Below are 26,978 nucleotides of genomic sequence, written 5' to 3' on the forward strand. Positions count from 1 at the left end.
GAATGAAAAGTATGACTGGTTTTGGTAAAGCCACCCGTGAAACCGCAGAGTATCAAATAGAAGTTGAGATCAAAAGTGTCAATCAACGCTTTTTAGATATGCAAATACGTAGTCCTAAATTGTTAAATTATCTCGAAAATGATATTCGCCAATTGATGAAACAACATTTAAGTCGAGGTCGAGTCGAAGTTTTTATCAATCTGACGTATTTGGGACAAAATCAAAAACAAGTTTTTGTTGATTGGAATTTGATTGACGAGCTGATGACGAACTTAACTGAAGGAATAACCCAACGTTATGGAGAGAAACAGCAATTACAGATTGGACGTCTATTAGAGACTTTGACAACGAATGAATCTTTTGTCGTGATTGAAGAAAAAAATGAAAACAATATGGATGAACTGACAGCTTTGGTTTTAGAAACGGTCCATGAAGCACTAGCTGAAATTGAAAAAAGTCGCCAAAAAGAAGGGACAGCCTTAGAGGCGATCATTCAGAAAAACAGTGATGAACTGAAACAAGTATTAAATGACTTACAACAATTTGTTGAGTTATACGAACAAGAGTATCAGGAAAAATATCAAAAGAAACTAGAAGATTACTTGGGAGCAACGGTCGATCAACAAAGATTGCTGACTGAACTCGCTATTTTATTAGAGCGAGGAGATATTCATGAAGAATTGGATCGCTTAGTGATCCATATCGGCAAATTGGATGAATTACTTCAAGTAAAACAGCCAGTTGGCAGAGAACTCGACTTTTTGATCCAAGAAATGAATCGAGAAATCAATACGATTGGTTCAAAATCAAGTGCGATTGAAATCAAAAACCAAGTGATCCAGTTAAAAACGATTTTAGAAAAAATCCGAGAACAGATCCAAAATATTGAATAGCAAGGAGACGAAAAAAATGAACTATTATGATATCACGTTTCATGAATTAAGTGGGAAAACGGTCATCAAAAGAAATGTTCCTTCTGAAAAAGCAGGATTTGAAGCTTGGCAGGATGCCTGTGCGCAAGTGACGGAAAAAGAAATCCAATTGTTAGTTAACGATGGGACTTACGTGACGATGAATCGTCAATTTATTGTGAGAATCGATGCAGAAGAAGTGAAAGACCCAACTGAAAAAGCACTCTCTCGAAAAGATGAGATCATGGGTGTTGTCAATACCTTGTCAAACATGGGTTTTTAAAAACGACGGTAATCGGCATGTTAGTGAGAAGAGCTGCAACCATATGTTGCGCTTCTCACTATTTTTTTTGAAAAAGAATGCTGCTCAGTTAGAACCTGTAAGGTGAGAGGGACCTTTTTTTGAACTTTTGAGTGAAGGATGAACTTGATAGTTAATCACTATCATCAAAAGCCCGAGTGAAAAGCAAAGGTTTTGCCAGTCAAAGGCGCTTTTTTTTGCTATAATCAAAGATGCCCTTGAAAGTTGTCGAAAAAAAGTGCAAAATAAACGTTAGTATAAAAAGACTAGTTGAAAGGACGTCGTCATGTCAGAGCGTGGATTATTAATCGTGTTGTCTGGACCATCAGGTGTAGGAAAAGGCACAGTGCGAAAAGCAATTTTTGAGAGTGAGGATAATGATTTCCAATATTCGATTTCAATGACTACTCGTAAGATGCGTGAAGGAGAAGTCGAAGGAGTCGATTACTACTTTAGAAGCAAAGAAGAATTCGAAGCAATGATCGAAGCCGGAGAAATGCTGGAATATGCTGAATATGTAGGGAATTATTATGGAACACCTTTGTCTTATGTCAATAAAACATTGGACGAAGGAAAAGATGTATTTTTAGAAATCGAAGTCCAAGGTGCTCAACAAGTCAAAGAAAAAGTACCAGATGGCGTATTTATCTTCCTAACTCCTCCCGATTTAGCCGAATTAAAATCAAGAATCGTTGGCCGTGGGACAGATGCAGATGAAGTAATCGAAGAACGAATGAAAGTTGCCAAAGAAGAAATTGAAATGATGGCACTATATGATTATGCCGTAGTCAATGACCAGGTACCCCTGGCGGTAGAACGAATCAAAAATATCATTGCCAGTGAACACTTTCGTGTCGACCGTGTGATCGGCAAATATATCAAAATGTTAAAGGAGATGTAGTCTTATGATGTTGAAACCTTCAATCGACTCATTGTTAGATCGCGTAAATTCAAAATATTCTCTAGTTATCTTAGCAAGCAAACGTGCACACGAGCTAGATGCAAAAGCACAACCTACGATGGATTCATTTGAATCAGTAAAAAGTGTTGGACAGGCATTAGAAGAAATCGAAGCAGGAAATGTGATCAATGATCCTCATCCTGAATTAAAACGGGAACGCTTGAGAATGGAAGATGAAGAGCGTAAAGCCAAAAAAGATCGTGAACAACAAGAGTTAGAGTCACGTATCCGTGAAGAGCAAAACCAATAAAAAGTGCTAGATTCTTTGGATAAGCCGAAATTTCCGAAATTTGTATTCTCAAATTTTTGTGGAATTTCGGCTTCTTTTTAGGATCACGTTTTAGCATATAAGAATGACTTTTCTGCGGAATGCTGCTGCGCCGTTAATTTTTTGTAAGGATTCATCAGAAAATAAGACAAACCAAGCAATCTCTAGTAAAATAGGCAAGAACGATTTTGTCTATTTGATAGAGTAACTAAAGGAGGAAGGAAACCATGCCAATCACAGCTGATGTTATCGTCGATGTACCCACTATGCAAACCGATCAGCCTTTCACCTATCTGGTTCCTTCTGAAGTAGAAACGGCGATTCAAGTCGGGATGCGAGTAGAAGTTCCTTTTGGTAACGGCAACCGTCATGTTCAAGGGTTCGTTGTAGGTTTGCGAGTACAAGATAGCATCGAACAAAAAAATTTAAAAGCGATTGTCCAAGTATTAGATTTAGCACCTGTGGTTAATCAAGAACTACTTCAATTGGCTGATTATATGAAGACGATCACTTATGCGTTTAAGATCACTTGCTTACAAACGATGCTTCCTGCTGTCATGAAAGCATCCTATGACAAACAAATCTATCCTGTAAGTGAAGCGGCGGACGTCCAGGCATTCTTTAAAGGACGAACAGAAATCTCCTGGAAAGAAGCGCAAGAAGAGGGCATTTTATCCCAATTGATCCGTTGGCGTCAGGACAAGTTAGTAGATATCAGATATGAAGTACACACGAAGAACAAAGTCAAAACGATTCGTTTGATCCGCTCAAATTTGAATAGTGTCCAGCTTGAGGAAGAGTGGGGAAAGTTAAGAGCGAATGCGAAGAAACAAAAAGAACTTCTGCTTTGCTTATCTGAGCAAAAAAAGGCTGAACCAATTAGTTATTACAAAGAAAAAGGTATCAGCACGGCAACTTTGAATCAAGGAAAAGACAAAGGCTGGTTAACTTTTGAAGAAGTAGAAAGTTATCGTGATCCTTATAAAAATCGCACGTTTGAACAAACACAAGCATTCCAGCTAAATAAAGAACAACAACATGCAGTAAAACGTATCGTTGAAGCAGGGCAACAAGAGAAGAGTCACACTTTTTTATTAGAAGGAATTACTGGAAGTGGAAAAACAGAAGTTTATCTACAGGCCATTGCTGAGGTATTAGCTCAAAATAAAACAGCGATTATGCTTGTTCCTGAAATTGCTTTGACACCACAAATGGTAGAGCGTTTTAAAGGGCGTTTTGGAGAGGCGGTAGCTGTCTTACATAGCGGGCTATCTCAGGGAGAAAAATACGATGAGTGGCGTAAAATCGAAAGAAATGAAGCCCAGGTTGTTGTTGGCGCCCGCTCGGCAATTTTTGCCCCTTTAGAAAATATCGGATTGATCATCATTGATGAAGAACATGAATCAAGCTATAAACAAGATGAAACGCCACGTTATCATGCCAGAGATCTAGCGATTTGGCGTGGAAATTATCATCATTGTCCAGTAGTACTAGGAAGCGCGACACCATCTCTTGAATCACGTGCTCGAGCACAAAAAGGGCTGTATGAATTACTCCATTTGAGTCAAAGAGCCAACTTGTCTGCTCAGCTTCCAACAATTGAAGTTGTTGACATGCGACAAGAATTGCAACAACATAATACGTCCACATTTTCCAAACAGTTACAAGCAAAAATCCAAGACCGTTTGGCGAAAAAAGAACAGATTGTGCTGTTACTAAATCGGCGAGGATATTCTTCCTTTGTGATGTGTCGGGATTGTGGTTTTGTTTTACCTTGTCCCAATTGTGATATTTCTCTGACCCTTCATATGGACACCCACTCCATGCGTTGCCATTACTGTGGACATGAAGAACCAATCCCACACCGTTGTCCTAACTGTGGAGGGAATAAAATTCGTTACTATGGAACAGGGACCCAAAAAGTCGAAGAAGAATTAAAGACCCTTTTCCCAGAAGCTGGTGTTTTACGTATGGATGTTGATACGACCAGAAAGAAAGGTGCGCATGAACGTATCTTGCAACAATTCGGTCAAAAAAAGGCGAATATCTTACTGGGGACGCAAATGATTGCCAAAGGGTTGGATTTTCCTGATGTGACATTGGTCGGCGTTTTGAATGCTGATACTTCCCTTAACTTGCCTGATTTTCGTTCAAGCGAGCATACGTTCCAATTGCTTACGCAAGTTTCGGGAAGGGCAGGCCGAGCCGAAAAAGCAGGCGAAGTGATTATCCAAACCTTTAATCCGCAACATTATGCAATTGAATTAGCAAAAGAACAAAATTATGAGCGATTCTATCAACAAGAAATGGCCGTCCGACATCGTAGTGGATACCCACCTTATTATTTTACTGTCAAAATCACGACCAGCCATGAGGAAGAACAAGTTGCTGCTAAGAAGATTTTTGAGGTTGCGAATCAGTTACGGCAAGTGTTAGGAAATCAAAGCTTGTTATTAGGACCGACCCCTAGTACAGTGAATCGGGTAAAAAATCGGTACTATTACCAGTTGATCATTAAATATAAACATGAGCCTAATTTAGCGAATATCTTAAAAAATATTTTAGACCAGAGCCAAAAAGAACAACGACAAGGATTATTTGTCGCGATTGATAATGAACCATTACACTTTATTTAAGAAGGGAATTTACATGCGCTATCCTATATTGATCCACCCCAATGATAAATTGAAACGTGTCGCACAACCAATCGATGTGATCACAGATGAAACAATTACTTTACTAGATAACCTATATGAAACGATGGTTGCTAACGACGGTATTGGCATTGCCGCTCCACAAGTTGGTCAAAACAAGCGAGTTGCAATCGTAGAAGTAGATGAAGGTGAAAAGTTTGAATTAATCAATCCAGAAATTATTGATGCAAAGGGAGAAAGCATTGATGTAGAAGGTTGCTTAAGCATCCCTCATGTTTATGGGACCGTCAAACGGTTTGACGAAGTAACGGTTCGCTATTATGATCGTGAAGGCGAAGAAATCGAAGTAGTAGCCTTTGGTTACTTAGCTCGTGCCTTTCAGCATGAGATCGACCATTTAGACGGTATATTATTCGTTGAAAAAATGATTGAGCAAATTCCAGAAGCCGAATTAGAAGAGTATATGGAGGAACATCTTGATGACTAAATTAGTATTTATGGGAACGCCAGCTTTTTCAGTACCGATCCTTGAAGGCTTATTAGAAGAAGGGTATGAAGTAGTCGCAGTCGTGACACAACCTGATCGCCCTGTGGGACGTAAAAAAATCATCACCCCTACCCCAGTAAAAGAAGCAGCCGTGAAACACGGTTTATTGGTTTTACAACCTGAAAAAATCTCTGGTTCAGAAGAAATGGAAAAAATCATTGCCCTACAACCAGATGTGATTATCACAGCTGCATTTGGTCAATTTTTACCAGAAAAATTATTACAGGCACCTGTTCACGGAGCTATAAATGTACATGCATCTTTATTGCCAAAATATCGAGGAGGGGCGCCAGTTCATTACTCGATTATCAACGGGGAAAAAGAAACCGGTGTAACGATCATGGAAATGATCAAAAAGATGGATGCAGGGGGCATTTATGCTCAAGAAAGTTTACCAATCACTAAACAAGACGATGTGGGAACCATGTTTGAAAAGTTAAGTGCATTAGGGAAACAACTATTACTTAAAACATTACCTGATATTTTGAATGGAAATTTGAGTCCACGTCCACAAGATGAATCAAAAGTAACTTTTTCGCCAAATATCACACGGGAGCAAGAAGCAATTGATTGGAACAAGACAGCAGAAGAGATCGACAACCAAGTCCGTGGGATGCGACCATGGCCGATTGCATTTACGACATACGAACAAACCCGTTGGAAACTTTTAAATGTAGAAGCGTTAGCTGAGAAAACTACGGCGGAGCCAGGGACCATCATCAAAAAAGATAAGAAAAATCTGTGGATTGCTTGTGGTAAACAAACGGTGTTGGCAATCAAAGAATTACAGCCAGCAGGTAAAGGAAAACAAGCGATCAATGAGTTTTTGAATGGTAGTGGACAACAGGTAATGATTGGGCAGCAGGTGAAATAATGGCAAAAATACCAAAAAAAATGAAAAAATCTGTTCGTTATATGGCACTGATCACCCTTGAAAGAGTAAACAAGGGCGGTGCTTATTCTAATTTATTATTGAACGAAATGATCAATCAAGGGGATTTAAATCAAAAAGATGTTGGCTTGTTTACTGAATTGGTTTATGGAACGATCAGTCGTCAACTTTTACTGGAATTTTATGTCGCTCCATTGATAGTAAAAGCAAAAAAAGTGGATGATTGGGTTAAAACATTACTTTATTTGTCAGTTTATCAGTTGGAATTTCTAGATAAAGTTCCAGCTCATGCGATTTTAAATGAAGCGGTCGAAATTGCTAAGATCAAGGGAAATCCTGGTACTGGGAAATTTGTAAATGGTGTTTTAAGAAATTATCAACGACAAGGTAAACCGGATGTTGAACAAATCAGTGATCCGATTGAACGCTTATCCGTAAAAATTAGTTTACCGATCTGGTTAACCAAGCGATTGACTGATCAAATCGGTTATGAAGAAACGGAAAAATTAGGACTTTCCCTCTACCAGCCAAGTCACGTCAGTGGTCGAGTAGATATCAGAAAATATCCTAGAGAACAAGCAATCGAGACACTCCAAGCAGAAGAAATTTCAGCGACAGCAAGTAAACTTAGTCCTTATGGGGTAATTGCTGAAAAAGGACATTTAGCATCTAGTTCCTTATTCCATGACGGGGTCATGACGATCCAAGATGAAAGTTCGATGCTGGTCGCACCCGCTATGCAAATCGAGCCAGAACATCATGTTTTAGATGCTTGTGCGGCACCAGGAGGAAAAACAACGCATATTGCCACATTTTTAGATCCAACATGTGGTGGTGAAGTTACAGCACTGGATGTTCATGAACATAAAGTAAAACTCATCGAAGAAAATGCGGAACGCTTAGGTGTTTTTACAACTGTTTATGCACAAAAAATGGATGCACGTGAAGTGAAAGAGGAATTTTCAGCTGAAACATTTGATCGTATCTTAGTTGATGCTCCATGCTCAGGATTAGGACTATTGAGAAGAAAACCGGATATTCGTTATAAAAAAAATGCCAGCGAGTTAGCTAATTTACCAGCGATCCAATTGGCGATTTTGGAAAGTTGTGCATCTGTGTTAAAATCTTCTGGAATATTAACTTATAGTACTTGTACGATTCTTAAAGAGGAAAACCAAGAAGTCATTGAAACATTTTTACAGCGACATACTGATTTTGAAAGGATTGATGTTTTAGTTGATCCTGTGCTACAATCATCAATCGAAGATAAAATGTTGACTTTATACCCACATCAGTTCTATACAGATGGGTTTTTCATTTGTTGTTTGCGTAAAAAGTAATGAGGTGAAAGAATGCAGATTGAATATCAATCAGATGTAGGAAGACGACGTAATACAAATCAAGACTATGCGAGTGTTTTTACGAATCAAGCTGGAATTAAACTAGCAGTATTAGCAGATGGAATGGGCGGTCATCGTGCAGGTGATATCGCGAGCCAGATGGCAGTGACAAACTTAGGAACTGCTTGGGAAAATCTAAGTTTAAGTGATGACGAAAAAGTAGCGCAATGGTTCATCCAAACGATCCAAGAAGAAAATACTCGTATTTATCAACGTGGCCAAGAGCAACCAGAATACAATGGGATGGGAACGACGATCGTAGCAGCAGCTTTATCAGAAGATCAGTTTACTATTGCTCATGTGGGGGATAGCCGTGCCTACTTGATCCGTGAAGATAAAATCATTCAACTGACAGAAGATCATTCTTTAGTGAATGAACTAGTAAAATCTGGAGAAATCAGTGAAGAAATGGCAGCGAACCACCCACGAAAAAATATTTTAACTCGTTCTGTAGGAATGCCAGGATCTGTAGAAGTCGATGTATCGACTTATATTTGGCAATTAAAAGATCGTTTGTTGTTGTGTTCGGATGGGTTAACGAACATGTTATCTGAAGAAACGATTGGAACGATTATCAATCAAGAAGGGGCTTTGTTCGACAAGGTAACAGAATTAATCGAACGTGCAAATGAAGCAGGCGGAGCAGATAATATTACCGTTCTTCTGATCGAATACAAGGAGGACGTAGCATGATTGAGTTAGGCAAAAAGTTGAATGGTCGTTATCAAATCACTGGAAATATTGGTAGTGGGGGCATGGCAAATGTTTTTCTAGCCCATGACCTTATTTTAGATCGTGATGTCGCAGTCAAAGTGTTACGATTCGATTTCCAAAATGATCAAACGGCAATTAGACGATTCCAACGAGAAGCACTAGCTGCGACTGAACTAGTTCATCCTAATATTGTTAGTGTGTATGATGTTGGAGAAGAAGACAACATGCAGTATCTCGTGATGGAATATGTAAAAGGAATGGACCTGAAACGCTATATTCAAACCCATTATCCTGTTCCTTATGATACAGCAGTCAATATTATGCAACAAATTTTATCAGCTATTTCTTTAGCACATACGCACCAAATCATTCATCGTGATTTGAAACCACAAAATGTCTTGATCGATAATGAGGGCGTGGTCAAAATCACTGATTTTGGTATAGCAATCGCATTATCTGAAACATCGATCACACAAACGAATACGATGTTAGGCTCTGTCCATTACTTATCTCCTGAACAAGCTAGAGGAAGTATGGCTACGAAACAATCAGATATCTATGCCTTAGGGATCATTCTTTACGAATTATTAACTGGCAGTGTTCCTTTTGATGGTGAGTCTGCAGTGACGATTGCCTTGAAGCATTTCCAAGATGAGTTACCTTCAATCAAGGATCTAGACCCAACAACGCCGCAAGCTTTAGAAAATGTGGTATTGAAAGCTACTGCAAAAGAACCGGCAGATCGATATAAAACAGCAGAAGAAATGTCAGAAGACTTAGCAACAGCGCTGTCTCCTGCTCGGGCAAATGAAGCCAAATGGGTGCCACAAGCAATGACCAAAGAAACTCAAGTGATCACACCATTAGAAGAAGATACACCAATGCCAGAGTCATTTAAATCCATGCCATTACCTAAAGAAAAATCAGAAGAAACTCCTGTGATGGCAGAAGAGACAGTTCCTGATCCAAAGAGTAAAAAGCATAAAAAATGGTGGATTATTTTATTGGTGATCTTAGCCTTATTAGGAATCGGAACAGCCGTCTTTTTTGCTTCTGGAGGTCGTGGAGAAGTCGAAATTCCTGACGTTTCGGGATTATCAGAAGCGTCTGCCAGAGATACTTTAGCAAAAGCTAAATTAGAAGCAGCAACAAAAACCGAAGAGATCCCTGATGAACAAATCGAAGAAGGAGACGTTGTCAAAACGGACCCAGCAGCGGGAACTACAGTGAAACAAAACCGTGAAGTTACCCTTTACGTCAGCACAGGTAAGAAAAAAATCAAGTTAGATGATTATACTGGGATGAATTTTGACGAAGTAAGTAGCCGATTGAAGAAGCTTGGTTTTCCAGCTGATAGTATCGAGAAAAAAGACGAGTTCAGTGATGAAGTAGAAAATGGACGAATCATTTCCCAGTCGGATGAAGAAGGAACGGAAGTCGATCCAACGACAGATAAGATCACATTTGTTGTGAGCCAAGGCGCGCAACCAACGATGGGGGATTATACTGGTCAAAATTATGACACCGTTCGTGGGATATTGAGCTCAAATGGTTATAAAAGGATCAGTGAGACTTATGATTACAGCGATACGGTTCCAGCTGGTTCAATCATTAGCCAATTACCTAGTTACGGTGAACCATTGACTGAAAATAGCTATATCAGTTTTGTCGTTAGTCAAGGACCAAATGCGAAAACATTAAATGATATTTCAGGCTATACGAAAAGTGATGCACAAAGTTATTTATCAAGTATTGGCGCAGAATACATCGGACATGAGTCTTATGAATATTCTGATACCGTAGAAAAAGATAAAGTGATCCGAACAGCTCCTGGCGTGGGGGCATCGATCACTCCAGGAACGATCGTCAATGTCATTTATTCAAAAGGACCAGAACCAACCAAAGAATCAAAAGAATCATCAAGTTCAACCAAAGAATCGTCAAGCAGCAAAGAAAGTTCAAGTACTACTACGTCTAAAGAAGAAAGCACGTCGTCTTCATCCAAATAGTAATAACAATAAAAAATAGCAGAGCGTTTCTAAACGTGCTCTGCTATTTTTTATTGAGTTTCGCTAAGTTTCTTGTCAGGAACGCCACATGATTTTTCTTTCCTGTGGTAAAATAAGGAAAACTGGAGGTGGCATACATCAAAGGACAAATCAGAAAAGCAATTAGTGGGTTTTATTATGTACACGCAGACGGTGAGACCTATCAAACGAGAGGACGAGGAAACTTTCGTAATCGAAAAATCACTCCGTTAGTGGGTGACCAAGTACTATTTGAAAGCGAAAACAAGACGGACGGTTATTTGTTAGAAGTGATGCCTCGTAAAAATCAACTGGTGCGTCCACCGGTAGCAAATGTCGATTTAGGTGTCGTAGTTACAAGCTTGGTAGAACCAAATTTTTCTTATAATTTATTGGATCGCTTTCTAGTGACTTTAGAATATGAATCCATTGAACCTGTCATATTTTTGACAAAGACAGATCTCGCTTCAAACGAACAGCAAATCGATGAGATCAAGCAAACGTATGAAACGATCGGTTATCCTGTGATTGTTCCAAAATATCCTGGAGATACTGCAGAATTAATTCGTTACTTCCCAGAACGATTGACTGTTTTTATGGGCCAATCTGGTGCTGGAAAATCTACACTCTTAAACCAAATTTCGCCAGATCTAAACTTAGAAACGGGGGAAATCTCTGATTCTTTAGGACGTGGGAGACATACAACGAGACATGTGGAATTACTCCCATTGTATGATGGCTTAGTAGCAGATACACCAGGATTCAGCTCGATCGATTTTTTGACGATCGAAACGACTGAATTACCAAAACAATTTCCTGAATTTGTCAGTGCATCAAACCATTGCCGTTTTAGAGAATGCATGCATGCTAAAGAGCCTGGGTGCGAGGTGAAACGCCAGGTCGAAACAGGTGAGATTGCCCAAACACGTTATGAGAACTATTTGCAATTTTTACAGGAAGTCGAAAATCGAAAACCAATCTATTCTAAAAAAGAAGGTAAACGAAAATAGGAGGAAGCATTGATGAAAATAGCACCATCTATCTTAAGCGCAGATTTTTCTAATTTACAAAGAGACATCGAACTAGTAGAAAAAGGAGGGGCAGATTACATCCATGTAGATGTAATGGATGGACAATTTGTTCCAAATATTACATTTGGTCCCAATATCGTACAAGCCATTCGACCAATTACTAAGTTACCACTAGACGTACATTTGATGATTGTTGACCCGGAAAAATATATTCCGGCGTTTGCGAAGGCTGGAGCAGATATCATCACGGTGCATGTGGAAGCCACTCCACACATTCATCGGGCATTGCAAATGATGAAAGATCTAGGCGTGAAATCAGGAGTCGTGATTAATCCAGGCACACCTATAACGATGATCAAACATGTTTTACCGATAGCAGATCAGGTCTTAGTGATGACTGTTAACCCAGGATTTGGCGGACAAAGTTTCATTGAAGAAACGGTAGAGAAAATTGCTGAATTATCAGAATTACGCGAGCAAAATAATTGGCATTATTCCATTGAAGTAGATGGCGGTATCGTTCCTGAAACCGCACAAATTTGTCAAAAAGCTGGGGCAGATGTTTTCGTTGCCGGTTCTTATATCTATAACTCAGAAGATCCAGTGGGACAAATCAACCAGTTAAAAGAGGCATTGAAATAAATGCAGGTTTTATTAGTGGCAGGAGGTTCTCCTGAAAATTGGCCAGAACTACAAAACAGTTATGACTGTTATATAGGTATTGATCGTGGTGCATGGTATCTTCTTCAAAACAATTTCCCCTTGGATTTAGCAATCGGTGACTTTGATTCGTTATCGGTAGATGAAAAAAAACAAGTTGAACAAGCAGCGAATGAACTAATCCAAGCACCAGCAGAAAAAGATGATACAGATACGCAGTTGGGGCTGTGTCAAGCCATTGAACGATATCCAGAAGCAACAATCACGATCATTGGCGCAACTGGTGGTCGATTGGATCACCTGCTTGCTAACCTTTGGCTGCCGTTAGAACCAAGATTTAAACCACATGCTCAAAAGATCATTATTTGGGATCGTCAAAATCATGTCACCTACTATTCGCCCGGCAAACATGTGATTACCAAAATGGATAAAATGCGTTATTTGGCCTATTGTTGTTTGACGCCTGTAACAGAGCTGTCCATCCAAAAGAGCAAGTATGAACTGGAAACAACTGATGTGAGCCAAGCAACTTCTTATGCAAGCAATGAATTTGTTTCAGATACGGCTGATTTTTCCTTTTCAACTGGGATGGTCGCAGTGATTCAAAGTAAAGATTAAGTTTGCTCTAACCGAGTAAATACAACAGAAATAGCTAAAAATGACAAGTCAAATTATTTACTAAAAAAAAGCTTAAGAGAGGTGTCATACCTTTTGTTTCGCCTCAATTAGTGATAAAATTGACCATAAGAGTCTAATTAATTCGAGGTGTCTTTGTGAAGAAGTTCAATCCTAATAAAAATATTATTATTACCTTAATCATTGTTATCATTGTGGTGACAATCTTAAGTGTGACTGCCGCGCAACGAGCGAATGAAGGAAAACCTAATTTCTTCCAGTCTTTTGTCAATGACAGTGTTTCATTTGTTGACCGTGCAATCTCTGCGCCCGTAAGATGGGTCGAAAATGGAGTGGATTCAGTCCATAATCTTTTCACGACTTATTCTGAAAATGAGCGATTAAAAGAGAAAATCGATAGTTATGATGAATTAGCATTAAAAAATAAAAATGACCAAAAAGAAATCGAAGCATTAAAGAAAGAACTTAACTTAAATCAAACATTGACTAACTATGAAAAAGTAACGGCGAATGTGATTACACGCTCACCAGATACTTGGCAAGATATGTTGATCGTTGATAAAGGATCAAAAGATGGCATTGAAGTGAACATGGCGGTAATGGCACAAAAAGGATTAATTGGTCGAGTAGTTGAAGTCAATCGCACTTCTTCTAAGATCGAGCTGCTGACTTCGTCAAATGAAAGTTCGAATCATTTCCCAGTTCGGGTATCTTCTTCTAGTGGAGAAGCGTTTGGATTATTGAAAAACTATGACGAAAAACTGCAAGCGTTAGTCGTGACACAATTAACTGGAGATACGAATATCAAAGAAGGCGACGTCGTTCAAACTTCTGGCTTAGGTGGGAACTCACCAGCAGATCTGCCGATCGGAACAGTCATCAAGACCAAACCAGATAGTTATGGCTTGGATCGTGAAGTATATGTGAAGCCTTACGCTGGAATGTATGATTTGCCAGTTGTGACGATCGTGCAACGACTGGTGGAGGATTAACCTATGCTGAAAAAAGATACAATGAAATATTACTTGCCAGTTGTATTGTTCTTATTGATGTTGATCGATGGGCATTTGACTAGAATGTTTGTCGAGTGGTCAAATGGGCAATACATGGCTAGTGCCCATTTTCTCATTTTGGCTTTGCTGTTTTGCAGTATGAAATTTCCTAAAAGGTATTTATTGATTACAACGGTCGTCCTTGGAGCAATCTTTGATACCTACTATATCGGTGTAATCGGGATCTATGCGGTGGCATTACCACTGATGGTCTTTATTATGTATTCGATGAGTTCTTATATCCACTTTAATATCTTTACAGAATTTTTTAGTATGATTATTTTTGTTACGGGGTATGAGTTGTTCACTTTAGCTGTACAATTGATTTTCAAATTAGTATCTGTAAATAACACTTACTTTATTACTAGATATCTTGGGCCAACTTTATTATTAACGATGATTCTATTCGCAGTTTTTGTTTTTCCATTCAAGAAATTATTCAGTGATGAATAATTTCTTTTTTTTGTACTGATTTCTGAAATAAATGTCATATTTTGTGAATAATCATTGAAACTTACATGTTTGTCATTTTAAGATTTTATTTTGAAATGTTTTTGTAACATAACTATTATATCGTTGACATACTGCTATGGTACAATTTTTATATCGTTAAGAAAGACTTAAATATATTTAGATATTTATTAAATTAAGCCAGTCGGAGGAATGAAGAGTGAAAAAGAGTTTATTATCAGCGGTAATGCTAAGTTCAATCGCTTTAACTGCCGTAGGATCACCGATCGCTGCCGCGGCGGACGATTTTGATTCTCAGATACAACAACAAGACAAAAAAATTGCAGACTTACAAAACCAACAAGCAAGTGCACAATCACAAATTGAAGCATTAGAAGGTCAAGTTTCTGCTATTAACACAAAAGCGCAAGATTTATTAACTAAACAAGATACATTGCGTAAAGAATCTGCTCAATTAAAACAAGAAATCAAAGATTTACAAGAACGTATTGAAAAACGTGAAGCAACAATCCAAAAACAAGCACGTGAAACACAAGTAAAAAATACTAGTTCAAACTATATTGACGCTGTGTTAAATGCAGATTCATTAGCAGATGCTGTTGGTCGTATCCAAGCAATGTCTACAATCGTTAAAGCAAACCAAGACTTAGTACAACAACAAAAAGAAGACAAACAAGCAGTAGAAGCGAAAAAAGCTGAAAATGAAGCAAAACAAAAAGAACTTGCTGACAACCAAGCTGCTTTAGAGTCACAAAAAGGCGATTTATTAGCAAAACAAGCTGACTTAAATGTCTTGAAAACTTCATTGGCTGCTGAACAAGCAACAGCAGAAGATAAGAAAGCTGACTTGAACCGTAAGAAAGCTGAAGCTGAAGCAGAGCAAGCACGTATCCGTGAACAAGCTCGCTTAGCAGAACAAGCTCGTCAACAAGCAGCTCAAGAAAAAGCTGAAAAAGAAGCACGTGAACAAGCTGCTGCACAAGCTGCACAAACACAAGCTTCATCATCAGCATCAACTACAACAGAAAGCTCATCAGCTGCACAATCTTCAAGTGAAGAATCAAAAGCTCCTGAGTCTTCAACAACAGAAGAATCAACATCTACTGAATCTTCTACAACAACAGAAAATTCATCAACTGGCTCTTCTTCTACTGAATCATCTTCAACAGAAGAATCAACAGTTCCTGAATCTTCTACACAAGAGTCAACACCTGCGAATACAGAAAGCAGTTCAAGCAGCTCTAATACAAATGTAAATAATAATACAAACAATAGTACTAATAACAGCACTAATAATAGCACTAATAACAGTACAACAAATAACAACAATAACAATAATACTGTAACACCAGCTCCAACACCTACACCAACGCCTGCTCCAACACCAGCACCAAATCCTTCTGGTAGTGTGAACGGCGCTGCGATTGTAGCAGAAGCTTACAAATATATTGGTACTCCATATGTATGGGGTGGTAAAGATCCAAGTGGCTTTGACTGTTCTGGATTTACACGCTATGTATATTTACAAGTAACTGGCCGTGACATCGGTGGTTGGACAGTACCTCAAGAATCAGCTGGAACAAAAATTTCAGTTTCTCAAGCAAAAGCTGGAGACTTGTTATTCTGGGGTTCTGCTGGCGGAACTTATCACGTAGCTATTTCATTAGGTGGCGGACAATATATCCATGCACCTCAACCAGGTGAAAATGTTAAAGTTGGTTCAGTTCAATGGTACACACCTGATTTTGCAGTAAGTATGTAATAATAAATAGAATGAACAGGAGGAGAAACCTTCCTGTTCATTTTTTTGTGGCTCTATTCTTTTTGATGTTGGTGAAATTCACCAACATCTTTTTTATGGTTTAAAAAGTATAAAAATGATACCCTATGATTCTAAGGTTTCTTTTTACCAATATCCTTTGACAACGTGTCTTTTTTAGTCTGTAATGCAATCAGTGAGTAAAGAATGAAGTTTATATGTAGCTATAAAATAGTAGGGGACATTGGTGATTTTCACAAAAAATGATCATGGATGTTTGGAATGAGAGACGAAGCAACCAAAATAAATGAGCTAGAGTGAAGAAGGTTGGTGTAAACCAATCACTATTCTCTCTAGCTCATTTGGACTTATTAGTCAAAATAGGATTTCCAATGAATGAAAAAACTGCTATTTTTACTGTTTATGAATCGATCATTTTATCTAGTAATGATTTAGCTTGATCAATTAATGTACATATTCTTCAGAAAGTGTCATGAAACTATTGATATCCTCTAAAACCATATCGATGCCTGCTTGCCAGAAATCTGGTTTCGTTAAGTCAACACCTAAATGTTTTTGAGCAAGTTCTTCGGTTGTCATTGAAGCTGTATCTCTTAATAACTCAATGTATTCTTGCTCAAAACTTGTTCCTTTTTTGTTTGCATAAGCATAAATACCTAAACTAAATAAATAGCCAAACGTGTAAGGGAAGTTATAAAAAGGAACATCATCAATAAAGAAATGCAATTTAGCTGCCCAGAAGTGTGGGTGGTAAGTAGCTAAGGCATCATGATAACCTTCTTTTTGAGCTTCAACCATCATTTGAGTGATTTCTTCTTCTGAAACAAGTCCTTCTTGTCGCGCAGAATAGAAACGATTTTCGAAAATGAAACGAGAATGGATATTCATAAACATGGCCAAAGCATTTTGTAATTTAGTATCTAATAAATTGATTTTTTCTTCTTTCGTTTTGGCTGCTTTTAAGGTAGCATCAGCGACAATCAATTCAGCAAACGTGCTAGCAGTTTCTGCAACATTCATTGCGTAATCACGGTTCAATGCTGGCAGATCCCACATGACACTACTATGAAAGGCATGACCTAATTCGTGGGCTAGCGTAGCTACTTCATTGACTGAGTTACTATAGGTCATAAAAATTCTGGATTCTTGGGTTTCTGGCAGCTCAGTACAATACCCGCCAGGTCGTTTTCCCGGACGATCCTCTGCTTCAATCCAACTTTTTTCAAATGCAGATTGTGCAAAGGTTGCCATTTTGGGACTGAATTTTTGGAAATTCTCAATGATAAAAGAGGCAGCTTCGTCAAAGGTAAACGTCTTTTCCTTTAGATCTCCTAAAATAATTGGTGCATCTTGATCTTGCCACTCCATTTTTTCTTTACCGAAAAGATTGGCTTTTCTTGTTAAGTAATCAACTAACGGTTGTTTATTTTTTTGGATAGTTGCCCACATCACATCAAGTGTTTCTTTTTTCAAACGATTGTATTCTAATGGTTTTTGTAAATAGTCGTTCATACCATGTAGTTTATAGGTTGATAAACGGAAACCATCTAAGTGATTTAATGTGTCCGATAGTAAAGACGTTTTTTCTTGCCAAGCTTTTTCCCAGGCAATAAATAACTTTTCACGTACGAGTGGATCTGGATCACCCATCATTTTATTGAAGGCTTGACCTGCTGACAAGTCAGTTACCTTGCCATTTTCTTCAAATGGAATCACGATTGTTCCCACAATTGTGTCGTAATGACTGCTCCACGCGTTCAGCCCGTCTAATGAGAGTGTATTGATGATGTTTTCTTCTGCTTCGGACAATAAACGATGACCGTCTCTGCGAATCTCATTCATACGAAAAGCAATCAAAGAAAATTCATCTGTTTGGAGCAATGTTTGCCAATTATTGTCAGATATTTCTGCAAATTTTTTCGATAAAATCGTATCGGCGGATTGCCAACGTGGTAATAGTGCATATAATTTTCCTGATAAAAGCTTTGCTTGGGTATCTTTGACATTCGCAGATAACAAAGCCGTAATATAACTATTACATTGAGAAAAACCTTCTGTAATTGTTTCTTGTTGTTTGATCAGTGTCGTAAGTTCATCATTTGTACTGACTGAATGATCCCACTGATTAACGGATTGATAATAGGTATTGATTTGTTTTTCTAATTGTTCTAAACGTTCATTTAAGGCTGGGGAATCACTTCCACCTGAAAAAATTGAATCAAGATCCCAATTTAGTGAATATGTCATGAAAAAGCTCCCTTCAATTTATAATACAATTAGTATAGCATTATTTTCTTATTTAAGTCTCTAAGAAAAGTTTGTTGTTTCGCAAAAAAAGAGCTATTATAAATGGCAGAGGTGACTTATGAATTCAATAAAAAAACAAATGAAAAATGGCAACTTTTATTTAGTTATTGCAGTACTCATCATGGCTCTCTTATTTTACAGTTCATCGCAAACTTACGGACAACAATCCCAAGTCTCCAGGATCGAAGAGTGGTTTCCCAATCATCCGTTTAAACAAGTATTTGATAATATTCGTTTTACTTATGGCGATGGTGTAGTGAGTGTAGATCATTTAGGTTATGGTAAATTCGTTGAATTTTTCTTACGAAAAGGTGCTCATTTTGGGTCTTATTTTATTTTAGGTGGTAGTTTGTTTTTAGGGGTCTTTCCTAAAATGAAAATCTGGTGGTTAACAAGTGTCTTAGCTTGGTTATCGGCGACCGGTTATGCTGGGTTAGATGAATTTCATCAGATGCTTACAGGGGATCGAACACCGTCTTTCCAAGATGTCATGCTCGATTCAATGGGGGCATTGACAGCGATTGTCTTATGCTTGATCGTTGGTTTTGTGAGAAAAAAATTTTAGGTAGAAGTATCAATTAGTGTACATGAAAAAATGAGTTATAGAAGTAATTAAAATTGAGTATGAAGCCGAAAAATCCTAAAATAGTTTTCTATTTTAGGATTTTTCGGCTTCATTTCGTAGTATACTTGTGATTCATTTTTATAAAATAGAACTTGTGGATCAAAGCCAGCTGTTGTTTATTTATGGATAGATTGGATTGTAATTTATTTTAAGAGTGGTTGATTTTATCCTTGAATCATTATCTGTACCTCTCTTTGGGCACTAGTTTTTTATACGGTGACGCCTTTTGTGTATCGCTGTATAATCCTTTCATTATTTCTTCAAACAGAAGTTCATATGTATGTAATAATTTCTGGTGATTAGCCAACTCATTGGATGATGAGCGAAAAAACCTATTCCATAGCGAATTATTTTGATCTTGATTCGCGATCGTAGTATGAATATTATCCAGTTGCTGAAGGATTGAACGGAGGAGGCCCTCACCATTTAAAAATGATTGCATTTTTCTCTTGTCACTAGCTAGTTTTTTGACTAAAATCTTTTGTTCAAATTCATTATTCTCTGGTTTGACGAGTAGTTTTTGCTGGTCTGCGATACTGGCGGATAATTCTAAGATCTGTTGCTCAGTGTAATCAAGAAACTGTTGATAATAAGTTTTTTTAGCTTGTAACTTATCGTCCATTTTATTCCCCCTTTGATAGTGATAGACGTAAAAAAACTGGTCTCTCTAAAGTTTAAGATAAACTTTGTTGAGAAACCAGTTTTTTTACGAATTCATTTTTTATTGAAGCTATCAGAAAATGATTACTGGTGTACCTTTTTCTACCATGCCAAACAATTCTTTCATGACACTTGGCGGCGTATTGACACATCCATGAGATCCACGAGTTTTCCAAAGATCGCCACCATATTCAGGTTGCCAGTCGGAATCATGGATACCAACACCGGTCCAGTCAACTGGCATCCAGTAGTTTACAGGACTTGCATAAGGGGTTCCATCATCATTCGTTCCTTTTAATGTAGCATTTTCCTCTTTGTTCCAAACATAGAAAACACCAGCTGGAGTAGGGGTCTTAGGTTTTCCAGACACGATGTCAGTTTCTAGCGCAACTTTACCATCTTTGTAATACCACATATGCTGGTTTTTTAAATCAACTTCGATATAGGTATCTTCTATTAAAGGATGATCAGCTGTTGTGGCACCTTGAACAATTGGTGATCGGGTAAAGTCTTTACCTGCTAAAATGGCTGACTTCAAAGCTTCTGTTTCTGCATCAGTTTTGATTGACCAACTATAGGTACCCACAGGAACCGTTACTTCACCACGTTTTGTACTTTTAAATTTTGTGTCATTCGTACTTGTGTTATATTTTTCTCCTAAACCTGTTACATAGTTTTTAACTTGTGTTGTATCTAAATCAACTTTACCATCTGTGTAAGTTAGCCAGTTAGCAATTTCAGAACGAGGTATCTGGAAAGTATTGCCGTTGATACTATAGGTTCCTTTGATATTAGCAATGGCATTCATTTCATCGACTTGTTTTGTTAAATTTTTATCGGTCGCTGTCACTTTTGGTTTTGTTTGAAATTTAGTTAAATCAATTTTGTTTTTGCCATCCTTCACACTGGTTTTCAGCGCGTTGATAGCTGCTGTCACATCAATCGTATCGCCAGTTACTTCTGGTTTTATTTTGAAAGAGTCACCAGATTTTTCAATCGTCGCATCTTGTGTCTGTGTCCGATCTTTATTTAATTCGGTTAGCTTATTCGTCGTGGAAGCCAGCGTTTCATCTAGTTTTTGATGATCAGTATCTTGCGGATCAATTTCTTGTTTTTCACTAGCGGAAACATAGTTCATGCCCCATGACCAAGCATTTTGTTGGTTTAACAATCGAGATAAATCTGCTGAAAAGTCATCTTTATAACCAAGCTCAGATTTTGCGATCTCTTCCCAAACTTTCCCATTTTCTTCAATCGTCAGCTTTTTATTGGAAAAGGTGTCTTTTAATTTGTCATTTGCCTGTTGCACGGTCAGGTTACTTACATTGATGGAATTAATTTCCGTGTTAGGTAAAAAATGATTGGTGTAATATGTACTGCGGTAAGCGTAAAAGCCGATTAATGCAAGGAATACGCCTAGCGTAGTTAATAGACCAATGTGTAGCGATTTCGATTTTTTATGATGAGAAGATCTTGTCATGCGGGCAGCTCCTTATTTGATAGTTTAGCGTATAACGAACTAATCATAGCATATTTTGAGAAAAAAGACGAAGGGGACAAATGATTTAGCAAAAATTTAACGATCGTTAAGTAAAAAAATCAAGCAGAATGCTGACATTCTGCTTGATTAAGTGGTTAAATTTATTCTAATTATTCAGCGTCTAATTTAGAAAAAGCTTCATCTAAGATTTCTTTTAATTGTTTAGCTGAAGCAGCCATACGATCTTGTTCGCTGTCACTTAGAGGGATTTCGATAACTTTTTGGATACCTTGACGGTTGATTACTGCAGGGGCACCAATGTAGATATCGTTCAAGCCGTATTCACCATTCATAAATACAGATAGTGGAAGTACAGCATTTTCATCATCTAAGATGGCACGAGTGATACGTGCTAAGGCTACAGCGATACCATAGAAAGTAGCGCCTTTCTTTTCAATGATTGTGTAAGCAGCATCACGTACACCAAAGAATAAGTTAACCATTGCTTCTTCATCAACGTCTGGATTGTTTTTAACCCATTCATAAATTTGTAAACCAGCAACGTTAGCATGTGACCAAACAGGAAATTCTGAGTCACCATGTTCACCTAAGATATAAGCATGGACGTTACGTGCATCAACATCAACTAATTCTGCAAGTGCTTGACGGAAGCGAGCTGAGTCAAGTGAAGTACCTGAACCGATTACGCGTTCTTTAGGGAAGCCTGAGAATTTCCAAGTTGAGTAAGTTAAAATATCTACTGGGTTAGCAGCAACTAAGAAAATACCATTGAATCCTGATTCAACAATTTGTGTTACTACATCGCGGTTGATTTTTAAGTTTTTATTTACTAAGTCTAAACGAGTTTCACCTGGTTTTTGTGGTGCACCAGCAGTGATAACTACTAAGTCAGCATCATGTGCATCTGCATAAGTAGCAGAGTAGATTTTTTTAGGTGAAGTAAATGCTAGAGCATGTGATAAATCAATAGCATCTCCTTCAGTTTTTGCTGTGTTGATATCTACGATACCTACTTCTTGTGCAATGTTTTGAGTAACTAGAGCAAAGGCATAGCTAGAACCTACGGCGCCATCTCCAACAAGAATTACTTTTTGATGATCTTTTTTTTCTGCAGCTGCAGTCATTATATATCAATCCTTCCATTGATTTTGTTTTTTCCCATGCCTATGCTAACATTTATCAAGCCCGCTGTCACGCTATTTGGCTATAAAATATAACAGATAACAAGGTTGTATTATATGTAAAAGCTTACATGTGCGTGATTTCACTATTTTTAAAAGGTTATTAATTTATTAGACTTTGAAGAAAATTTTAATTTCTTTATCATTTGTTAAACATTCTCTTTTTGTTGAAACAGGTACTTGTGTGTTATACTTAATAGTAGAAAGTAAAAAAATGAAAAAATGAGTCAAAGACTGGATTGCTTTAGGGCGCTCCAGCCTTTTGTGCTGCTTTTTTCAATTAGGTGGTAGAACAAATGAAAATGATCGTAGGGCTTGGAAACCCAGGAACCAAATATGCACAAACCAAACATAATATCGGCTTTATGGTCGTTGATCGCATGGCTGAAAAGCAGCAAGCTGTGTTTAAAAAAAATACATTTGAAGCGGAAGTTGCAGAGTTTTTCTATCAAGGAGAAAAAATCTTATTAGTGAAGCCGCAAACTTTTATGAACGAATCTGGTCGTGCTGTAGGACCATTAATGACTTATTTCGGTATTTATCCGGAAGAATTAGTTGTTGTTTATGATGATTTAGATCTTGTAACTGGCAAGATCCGCTTGCGCCAAAAAGGGAGTGCTGGAGGGCATAATGGAATAAAAAGTATCATTTCTCACTTGAATACAAATGTATTTGACCGTATCAAAGTAGGCATTGGTCGACCAGAAGGAAACAAAACTGTTGTTCAACACGTGCTAAGCCCATTTAGTAAAGAAGTTCAACCATTGATTGAAGCAAGTATCGATCAGTCAGTGGCAGCACTCGAGTTTATGCTGGATGGTCATTCGTTTATCGATACGATGAACAAATTCAATTAGCGAAGGAGGAAAAAAATGGATATCGTTCAATTAATTGGTAAAGATCCACAGGTAAAGGAATGGCTCAACCAGATAGAAGAAAAATCACCAAGACAATTGATCACTGGTTTAGCTGGTTCAGCCAAAACTCTTCTCTTTGCTCGAGCGTTCAAAAAAACAAAGAAAAACTTAGTCGTATTAATGCCTAATCTGTATTATGCGAATCAACTAGCAGAAGATTTGCAACATGTTTTGCCAGCAGAACAAATACATTCTTTTCCAGTAGATGAAGTTCTTTCTGCGGAAATGGCTTTTTCTTCCCCAGAAGCAAGAAGAGAACGAGTTGCTACACTAAATGCCCTGCAACAAAAACAACCAGGGGTCTATTTATTACCAGTAGCAGCATTGCATAAACGATTACCCAGTCCAAAAGTTTGGAAACAAGCCCAATTGACTTGGCGAACGGGAGAGGAAATAGCCGTTGACGATCTGCCTCGTCTATTGACTTTATTAGGCTACGAACGAGTTGAGATGGTGGCAAAAACAGGAGAGTATAGTATTCGTGGCAGCATCATTGATATCTATCCGATCAATCTCGAACATCCCGTACGTATCGAATTATTTGATGTAGAGATTGACTCCATGCGATATTTTGAAGTAGAAACTCAACGCTCGATCGAAAAAGTAACAGAAATTTGGATCGCACCGACAAGTGAACAGGTCTACGACCAAGCTGATTTACTTCATGGGATCGACCGACTGGAAAAGTTGTTAGAAAAGAAACTAGCGACGATTTCAGAAGAAACAGACCGCCAATTCGTGCAGGATTATTTTGGACAAGTGATCGCGCAATGGCAAGCAGGAAATCCGACAGAAGACGCGAAACTTTATGCTGATCTTCTTTATCAAGAAGAAACGACGATCCTTGATTATTTTCCAACAAGTAGTTTATTCATTGTGGATGATTATCAACGAATCATGGAAACAAATCGGGAGATCGAAAGAGAAGCAGCTGAATGGCAAACACAAAAAATTAGTGAATTACGTGTCTTCTCAGAGCAAGTTTTTGTCAATGATGTGCATAAATTAGTTCAAAAAGAAAAATTTGTGACGACTTTTTTTGCGCTTTTTCAAAAGGGTATGGGGAATTTACGTTTTCAAGCGATTCACAATTTTCAATATCGTACGATGCAACAATTTTTCGGTCAAATGCCATTATTGAAAACAGAAATGGACCGATGGCGTAAGCAAGAACAAACAGTAGTCATCTTTATTCCTACGAAAGAACGGATTAGAAAAGCGGAGCAGATGTTACGTGATGAAGAGATCCTAGTCGTGGAAACCGAAAAAGAAAAACTGATCAGAGGACAAGTGCAACTAGTGGAAGGGGCGCTGCAAACAGGGTTCGAACTTCCTCAAGAAAAAATAGTCGCAATTACGGAAAAAGAAATTTTCCAAAAAACGACGAAGAAACAAACACGGCGACAAACCGTAACTAATGCGGAACGTTTAAAAAGCTATAATGAACTAAAAGCAGGCGACTATGTCGTTCACGCAAATCACGGGATCGGTAAATATATTGGGATGGAAACGTTAGAAGTGGATGGTGTCCATCAAGACTACATGACGATCCTTTATCAAAATGACGATAAATTATTTATTCCGGTTACCCAGCTGAATTTGATCCAAAAATATGTTGCTTCTGAATCAAAAGCACCTCGTATCAATAAATTAGGCAGTAGTGAATGGACGAAAACCAAAAGAAAGGTTTCGTCTAAAATTGAAGATATCGCAGATGATCTGATCAAACTATATGCTGCCAGAGAATCAGAAAAAGGGTATGCGTTTGGACCGGATGATGGGTATCAAAAAGAATTTGAAAATGCCTTCCCATACTCTGAAACGGATGACCAATTACGGAGTGCCGCAGAGATCAAACGAGATATGGAAAAAGAAAAACCGATGGATCGTTTGCTCGTTGGTGATGTTGGCTACGGTAAAACGGAAGTGGCTTTACGAGCTGCTTTTAAAGCCGTCAAGGAAAGTAAACAAGTTGCCTTTTTAGTTCCTACGACCATTCTCGCCCAACAACATTATGAAACGATGTTGGAACGTTTTGAAGGATTTCCAGTAAATGTAGGTCTATTGAGTCGTTTCCGAACGAAAAAACAACAAAAAGAAACGATTGAACAATTACGTACTGGACAAATCGATATCGTAGTCGGAACGCATCGTATCTTATCTAAAGACATTGAATTTAGTGACTTAGGGTTATTGATCGTTGACGAAGAACAGCGTTTTGGTGTAAAACATAAAGAACGTTTGAAACAACTACGTGCCCAAGTGGATGTCTTGACGTTGACAGCGACACCGATCCCACGGACACTCCACATGTCAATGCTCGGGGTTCGTGATTTATCAGTGATCGAAACACCGCCTGCCAATCGTTATCCGATTCAAACTTACGTGATGGAAAAAAATCCTGGAGCGATTCGTGAAGCTATCCATCGAGAAATGGGGCGTGGCGGTCAAGTGTTCTATCTCTATAATCGAGTAGAGACGATCGAACAAAAAGTGGAAGAAATCCAAGAACTTGTACCAGAAGCACGGATCGGTTATGCGCATGGTCAAATGACTGAAGCACAATTAGAAAATACATTGTTTGATTTTATTGAAGGACAATATGATGTGTTAGTCACAACGACGATCATTGAAACGGGTGTCGATATTCCAAATGCGAATACGCTCTTCGTTGAAAATGCTGATTACATGGGGCTATCGACTCTTTATCAATTACGAGGTCGTGTGGGACGAAGCAACCGAGTGGCGTACGCCTACTTCATGTATGAACAACAAAAAATCTTGAATGAAGTCAGCGAAAAACGTCTTCAAGCCATTAAAGATTTCACCGAACTAGGCTCTGGTTTTAAAATCGCTATGCGGGATTTATCGATCCGAGGAGCAGGAAATCTGCTAGGTGCGCAGCAGCACGGCTTTATTGATGCTGTCGGATTCGACATGTATTCGCAAATGTTAAGTGATGCTGTTTTACGTAAACAAGGAAAGAACAACCAAGTGGAAAAAACAGCAGTTGAAATCGATCTTGGGGTCGATGCTTACTTGCCAGAAGAATATGTTTCGGACCAAAGACAGAAAATTGAAATTTATAAACGGATCAGGGAACTTGATTCACAAGAAATGCTTGATGAATTAGAAGATGATCTTTTAGACCGTTTTGGGGAATACCCTGAAGAGGTGGCACATCTCTTAACGATTGGCCAAATCAAAATGGATGGCGATCGCGCCTTGATTGAAACAATTCGCAAGCAACAGCAGACTATCGTCTTTAATCTAAGTAAAGCAGGAACAAAACGCTATACTGTAGAACAGTTATTTGAAGCTTTGACTGCAACAAAACTAAAAGCAAGTTTAGGTGTAGAAAAAGAAAAAATGGTGATTCGACTAACGGTTCCTAACAAGACCGATGAAGCAGTTTGGTTGCAAGAAATCCAACGTTTTGTCAAAGCTTTACGTGAACAAAAATATCTGTCTGCTTAGGAAGG

General features: G+C 38.2%; 23 protein-coding genes. 19 read left to right on the forward strand and 4 right to left on the reverse strand.

Features of this window, described 5'->3' with window-relative positions; all coding sequences use genetic code 11:
* Positions 1-2: 2 nt before the first annotated feature.
* From AB3I12_RS10360 to AB3I12_RS10435, 16 genes are all read left to right on the forward strand, one after another.
* The gene (locus tag AB3I12_RS10360; protein WP_063627638.1) at positions 3-893 is read left to right on the forward strand and encodes a YicC/YloC family endoribonuclease; all 891 of its coding nucleotides are present in this window, start codon (positions 3-5) and stop codon (positions 891-893) included.
* A 16-nt stretch (positions 894-909) separates the two neighbouring features.
* Positions 910-1,194 carry a hypothetical protein gene (locus tag AB3I12_RS10365; RefSeq protein ID WP_010720603.1) on the forward strand — a complete coding sequence of 95 codons (285 nt, stop codon included), beginning with the start codon at positions 910-912 and terminating at the stop codon, positions 1,192-1,194.
* 304 nt (positions 1,195-1,498) lie between these two features.
* Positions 1,499-2,113 (forward strand): guanylate kinase, encoded by a 615-nt coding sequence (gene gmk / locus AB3I12_RS10370; RefSeq protein WP_010720602.1) that lies wholly within the window; start codon positions 1,499-1,501, stop codon positions 2,111-2,113.
* Positions 2,114-2,117: 4 nt separating this feature from the next.
* The gene (rpoZ, locus tag AB3I12_RS10375; RefSeq protein ID WP_010720601.1) at positions 2,118-2,423 is read left to right on the forward strand and encodes a DNA-directed RNA polymerase subunit omega; all 306 of its coding nucleotides are present in this window, start codon (positions 2,118-2,120) and stop codon (positions 2,421-2,423) included.
* 245 nt (positions 2,424-2,668) lie between these two features.
* Positions 2,669-5,077: a primosomal protein N' gene (gene priA / locus AB3I12_RS10380; protein ID WP_063627637.1), complete on the forward strand. Its 2,409-nt coding sequence runs from the start codon at positions 2,669-2,671 to the stop codon at positions 5,075-5,077.
* Positions 5,078-5,090: 13 nt separating this feature from the next.
* Positions 5,091-5,582 carry a peptide deformylase gene (gene def / locus AB3I12_RS10385; RefSeq protein WP_010720599.1) on the forward strand — a complete coding sequence of 164 codons (492 nt, stop codon included), beginning with the start codon at positions 5,091-5,093 and terminating at the stop codon, positions 5,580-5,582.
* A complete protein-coding gene (fmt, locus tag AB3I12_RS10390; protein ID WP_010737278.1) occupies positions 5,575-6,516 on the forward strand; it encodes a methionyl-tRNA formyltransferase in 942 nt (313 codons plus the stop codon). Before def ends, fmt begins: the two co-directional genes overlap by 8 nt.
* Positions 6,516-7,874, forward strand: coding sequence for a 16S rRNA (cytosine(967)-C(5))-methyltransferase RsmB (gene rsmB / locus AB3I12_RS10395; RefSeq protein ID WP_063627636.1), 1,359 nt, complete (start codon positions 6,516-6,518; stop codon positions 7,872-7,874). The genes fmt and rsmB overlap by 1 nt, the downstream gene beginning before the upstream one ends.
* Positions 7,875-7,886: 12 nt before the next feature.
* Positions 7,887-8,627 carry a Stp1/IreP family PP2C-type Ser/Thr phosphatase gene (locus AB3I12_RS10400; protein WP_010720596.1) on the forward strand — a complete coding sequence of 247 codons (741 nt, stop codon included), beginning with the start codon at positions 7,887-7,889 and terminating at the stop codon, positions 8,625-8,627.
* Positions 8,624-10,657, forward strand: a complete 2,034-nt coding sequence (pknB, locus tag AB3I12_RS10405; RefSeq protein WP_010737281.1) for a Stk1 family PASTA domain-containing Ser/Thr kinase — start codon at positions 8,624-8,626, stop codon at positions 10,655-10,657. The genes AB3I12_RS10400 and pknB overlap by 4 nt, the downstream gene beginning before the upstream one ends.
* Positions 10,658-10,785: 128 nt before the next feature.
* Positions 10,786-11,685 carry a ribosome small subunit-dependent GTPase A gene (gene rsgA / locus AB3I12_RS10410; RefSeq protein WP_010737282.1) on the forward strand — a complete coding sequence of 300 codons (900 nt, stop codon included), beginning with the start codon at positions 10,786-10,788 and terminating at the stop codon, positions 11,683-11,685.
* A gap of 12 nt (positions 11,686-11,697) precedes the next feature.
* Positions 11,698-12,348 (forward strand): ribulose-phosphate 3-epimerase, encoded by a 651-nt coding sequence (rpe, locus tag AB3I12_RS10415; protein WP_010720593.1) that lies wholly within the window; start codon positions 11,698-11,700, stop codon positions 12,346-12,348.
* Positions 12,349-12,984 (forward strand): thiamine diphosphokinase, encoded by a 636-nt coding sequence (locus AB3I12_RS10420; RefSeq protein ID WP_063627635.1) that lies wholly within the window; start codon positions 12,349-12,351, stop codon positions 12,982-12,984.
* Positions 12,985-13,139: 155 nt separating this feature from the next.
* A complete protein-coding gene (gene mreC, locus AB3I12_RS10425) occupies positions 13,140-13,994 on the forward strand; it encodes a rod shape-determining protein MreC (RefSeq protein ID WP_010720591.1) in 855 nt (284 codons plus the stop codon).
* A 3-nt stretch (positions 13,995-13,997) separates the two neighbouring features.
* The gene (gene mreD / locus AB3I12_RS10430; protein WP_010737284.1) at positions 13,998-14,507 is read left to right on the forward strand and encodes a rod shape-determining protein MreD; all 510 of its coding nucleotides are present in this window, start codon (positions 13,998-14,000) and stop codon (positions 14,505-14,507) included.
* A gap of 217 nt (positions 14,508-14,724) precedes the next feature.
* Positions 14,725-16,287 (forward strand): NlpC/P60 family protein, encoded by a 1,563-nt coding sequence (locus tag AB3I12_RS10435; protein WP_063627634.1) that lies wholly within the window; start codon positions 14,725-14,727, stop codon positions 16,285-16,287.
* A gap of 462 nt (positions 16,288-16,749) precedes the next feature.
* On the opposite strand, the gene AB3I12_RS10440 is transcribed toward AB3I12_RS10435, so the two are convergent.
* On the reverse strand, positions 16,750-18,552 hold the full coding sequence (locus AB3I12_RS10440; RefSeq protein WP_063627633.1) for a M3 family oligoendopeptidase: 1,803 nt from the start codon (positions 18,550-18,552) through the stop codon (positions 16,750-16,752).
* 118 nt (positions 18,553-18,670) lie between these two features.
* Here AB3I12_RS10440 and AB3I12_RS10445 point away from each other — a divergent pair, with 118 nt between their 5' ends.
* Positions 18,671-19,177, forward strand: coding sequence for a VanZ family protein (locus tag AB3I12_RS10445; protein ID WP_010720587.1), 507 nt, complete (start codon positions 18,671-18,673; stop codon positions 19,175-19,177).
* Between the two features lie 238 nt (positions 19,178-19,415).
* On the opposite strand, the gene AB3I12_RS10450 is transcribed toward AB3I12_RS10445, so the two are convergent.
* The 3 genes from AB3I12_RS10450 to AB3I12_RS10460 all read right to left on the reverse strand — a co-directional run bounded on the left by AB3I12_RS10450 (position 19,416) and on the right by AB3I12_RS10460 (position 22,522).
* Positions 19,416-19,859, reverse strand: a complete 444-nt coding sequence (locus tag AB3I12_RS10450; RefSeq protein WP_063627632.1) for a hypothetical protein — start codon at positions 19,857-19,859, stop codon at positions 19,416-19,418.
* Positions 19,860-19,970: 111 nt separating this feature from the next.
* Entirely contained in the window at positions 19,971-21,377 is a 1,407-nt protein-coding gene (locus AB3I12_RS10455; protein ID WP_010720585.1) for a L,D-transpeptidase family protein, read from the reverse strand.
* A gap of 170 nt (positions 21,378-21,547) precedes the next feature.
* Positions 21,548-22,522, reverse strand: coding sequence for an L-lactate dehydrogenase (locus AB3I12_RS10460; protein ID WP_005875171.1), 975 nt, complete (start codon positions 22,520-22,522; stop codon positions 21,548-21,550).
* Positions 22,523-22,875: 353 nt separating this feature from the next.
* Here AB3I12_RS10460 and pth point away from each other — a divergent pair, with 353 nt between their 5' ends.
* Both pth and mfd read left to right on the forward strand, forming a co-directional pair.
* On the forward strand, positions 22,876-23,436 hold the full coding sequence (pth, locus tag AB3I12_RS10465) for an aminoacyl-tRNA hydrolase (RefSeq protein ID WP_010720584.1): 561 nt from the start codon (positions 22,876-22,878) through the stop codon (positions 23,434-23,436).
* A 15-nt stretch (positions 23,437-23,451) separates the two neighbouring features.
* Positions 23,452-26,973, forward strand: coding sequence for a transcription-repair coupling factor (mfd, locus tag AB3I12_RS10470; RefSeq protein WP_010720583.1), 3,522 nt, complete (start codon positions 23,452-23,454; stop codon positions 26,971-26,973).
* The last annotated feature ends 5 nt before the right edge of the window (positions 26,974-26,978 follow it).

This window comes from Enterococcus sp. C65 (assembly GCF_040887165.1).
GTDB classification, from domain to species: Bacteria; Bacillota; Bacilli; order Lactobacillales; family Enterococcaceae; genus Enterococcus_B; species Enterococcus_B hirae.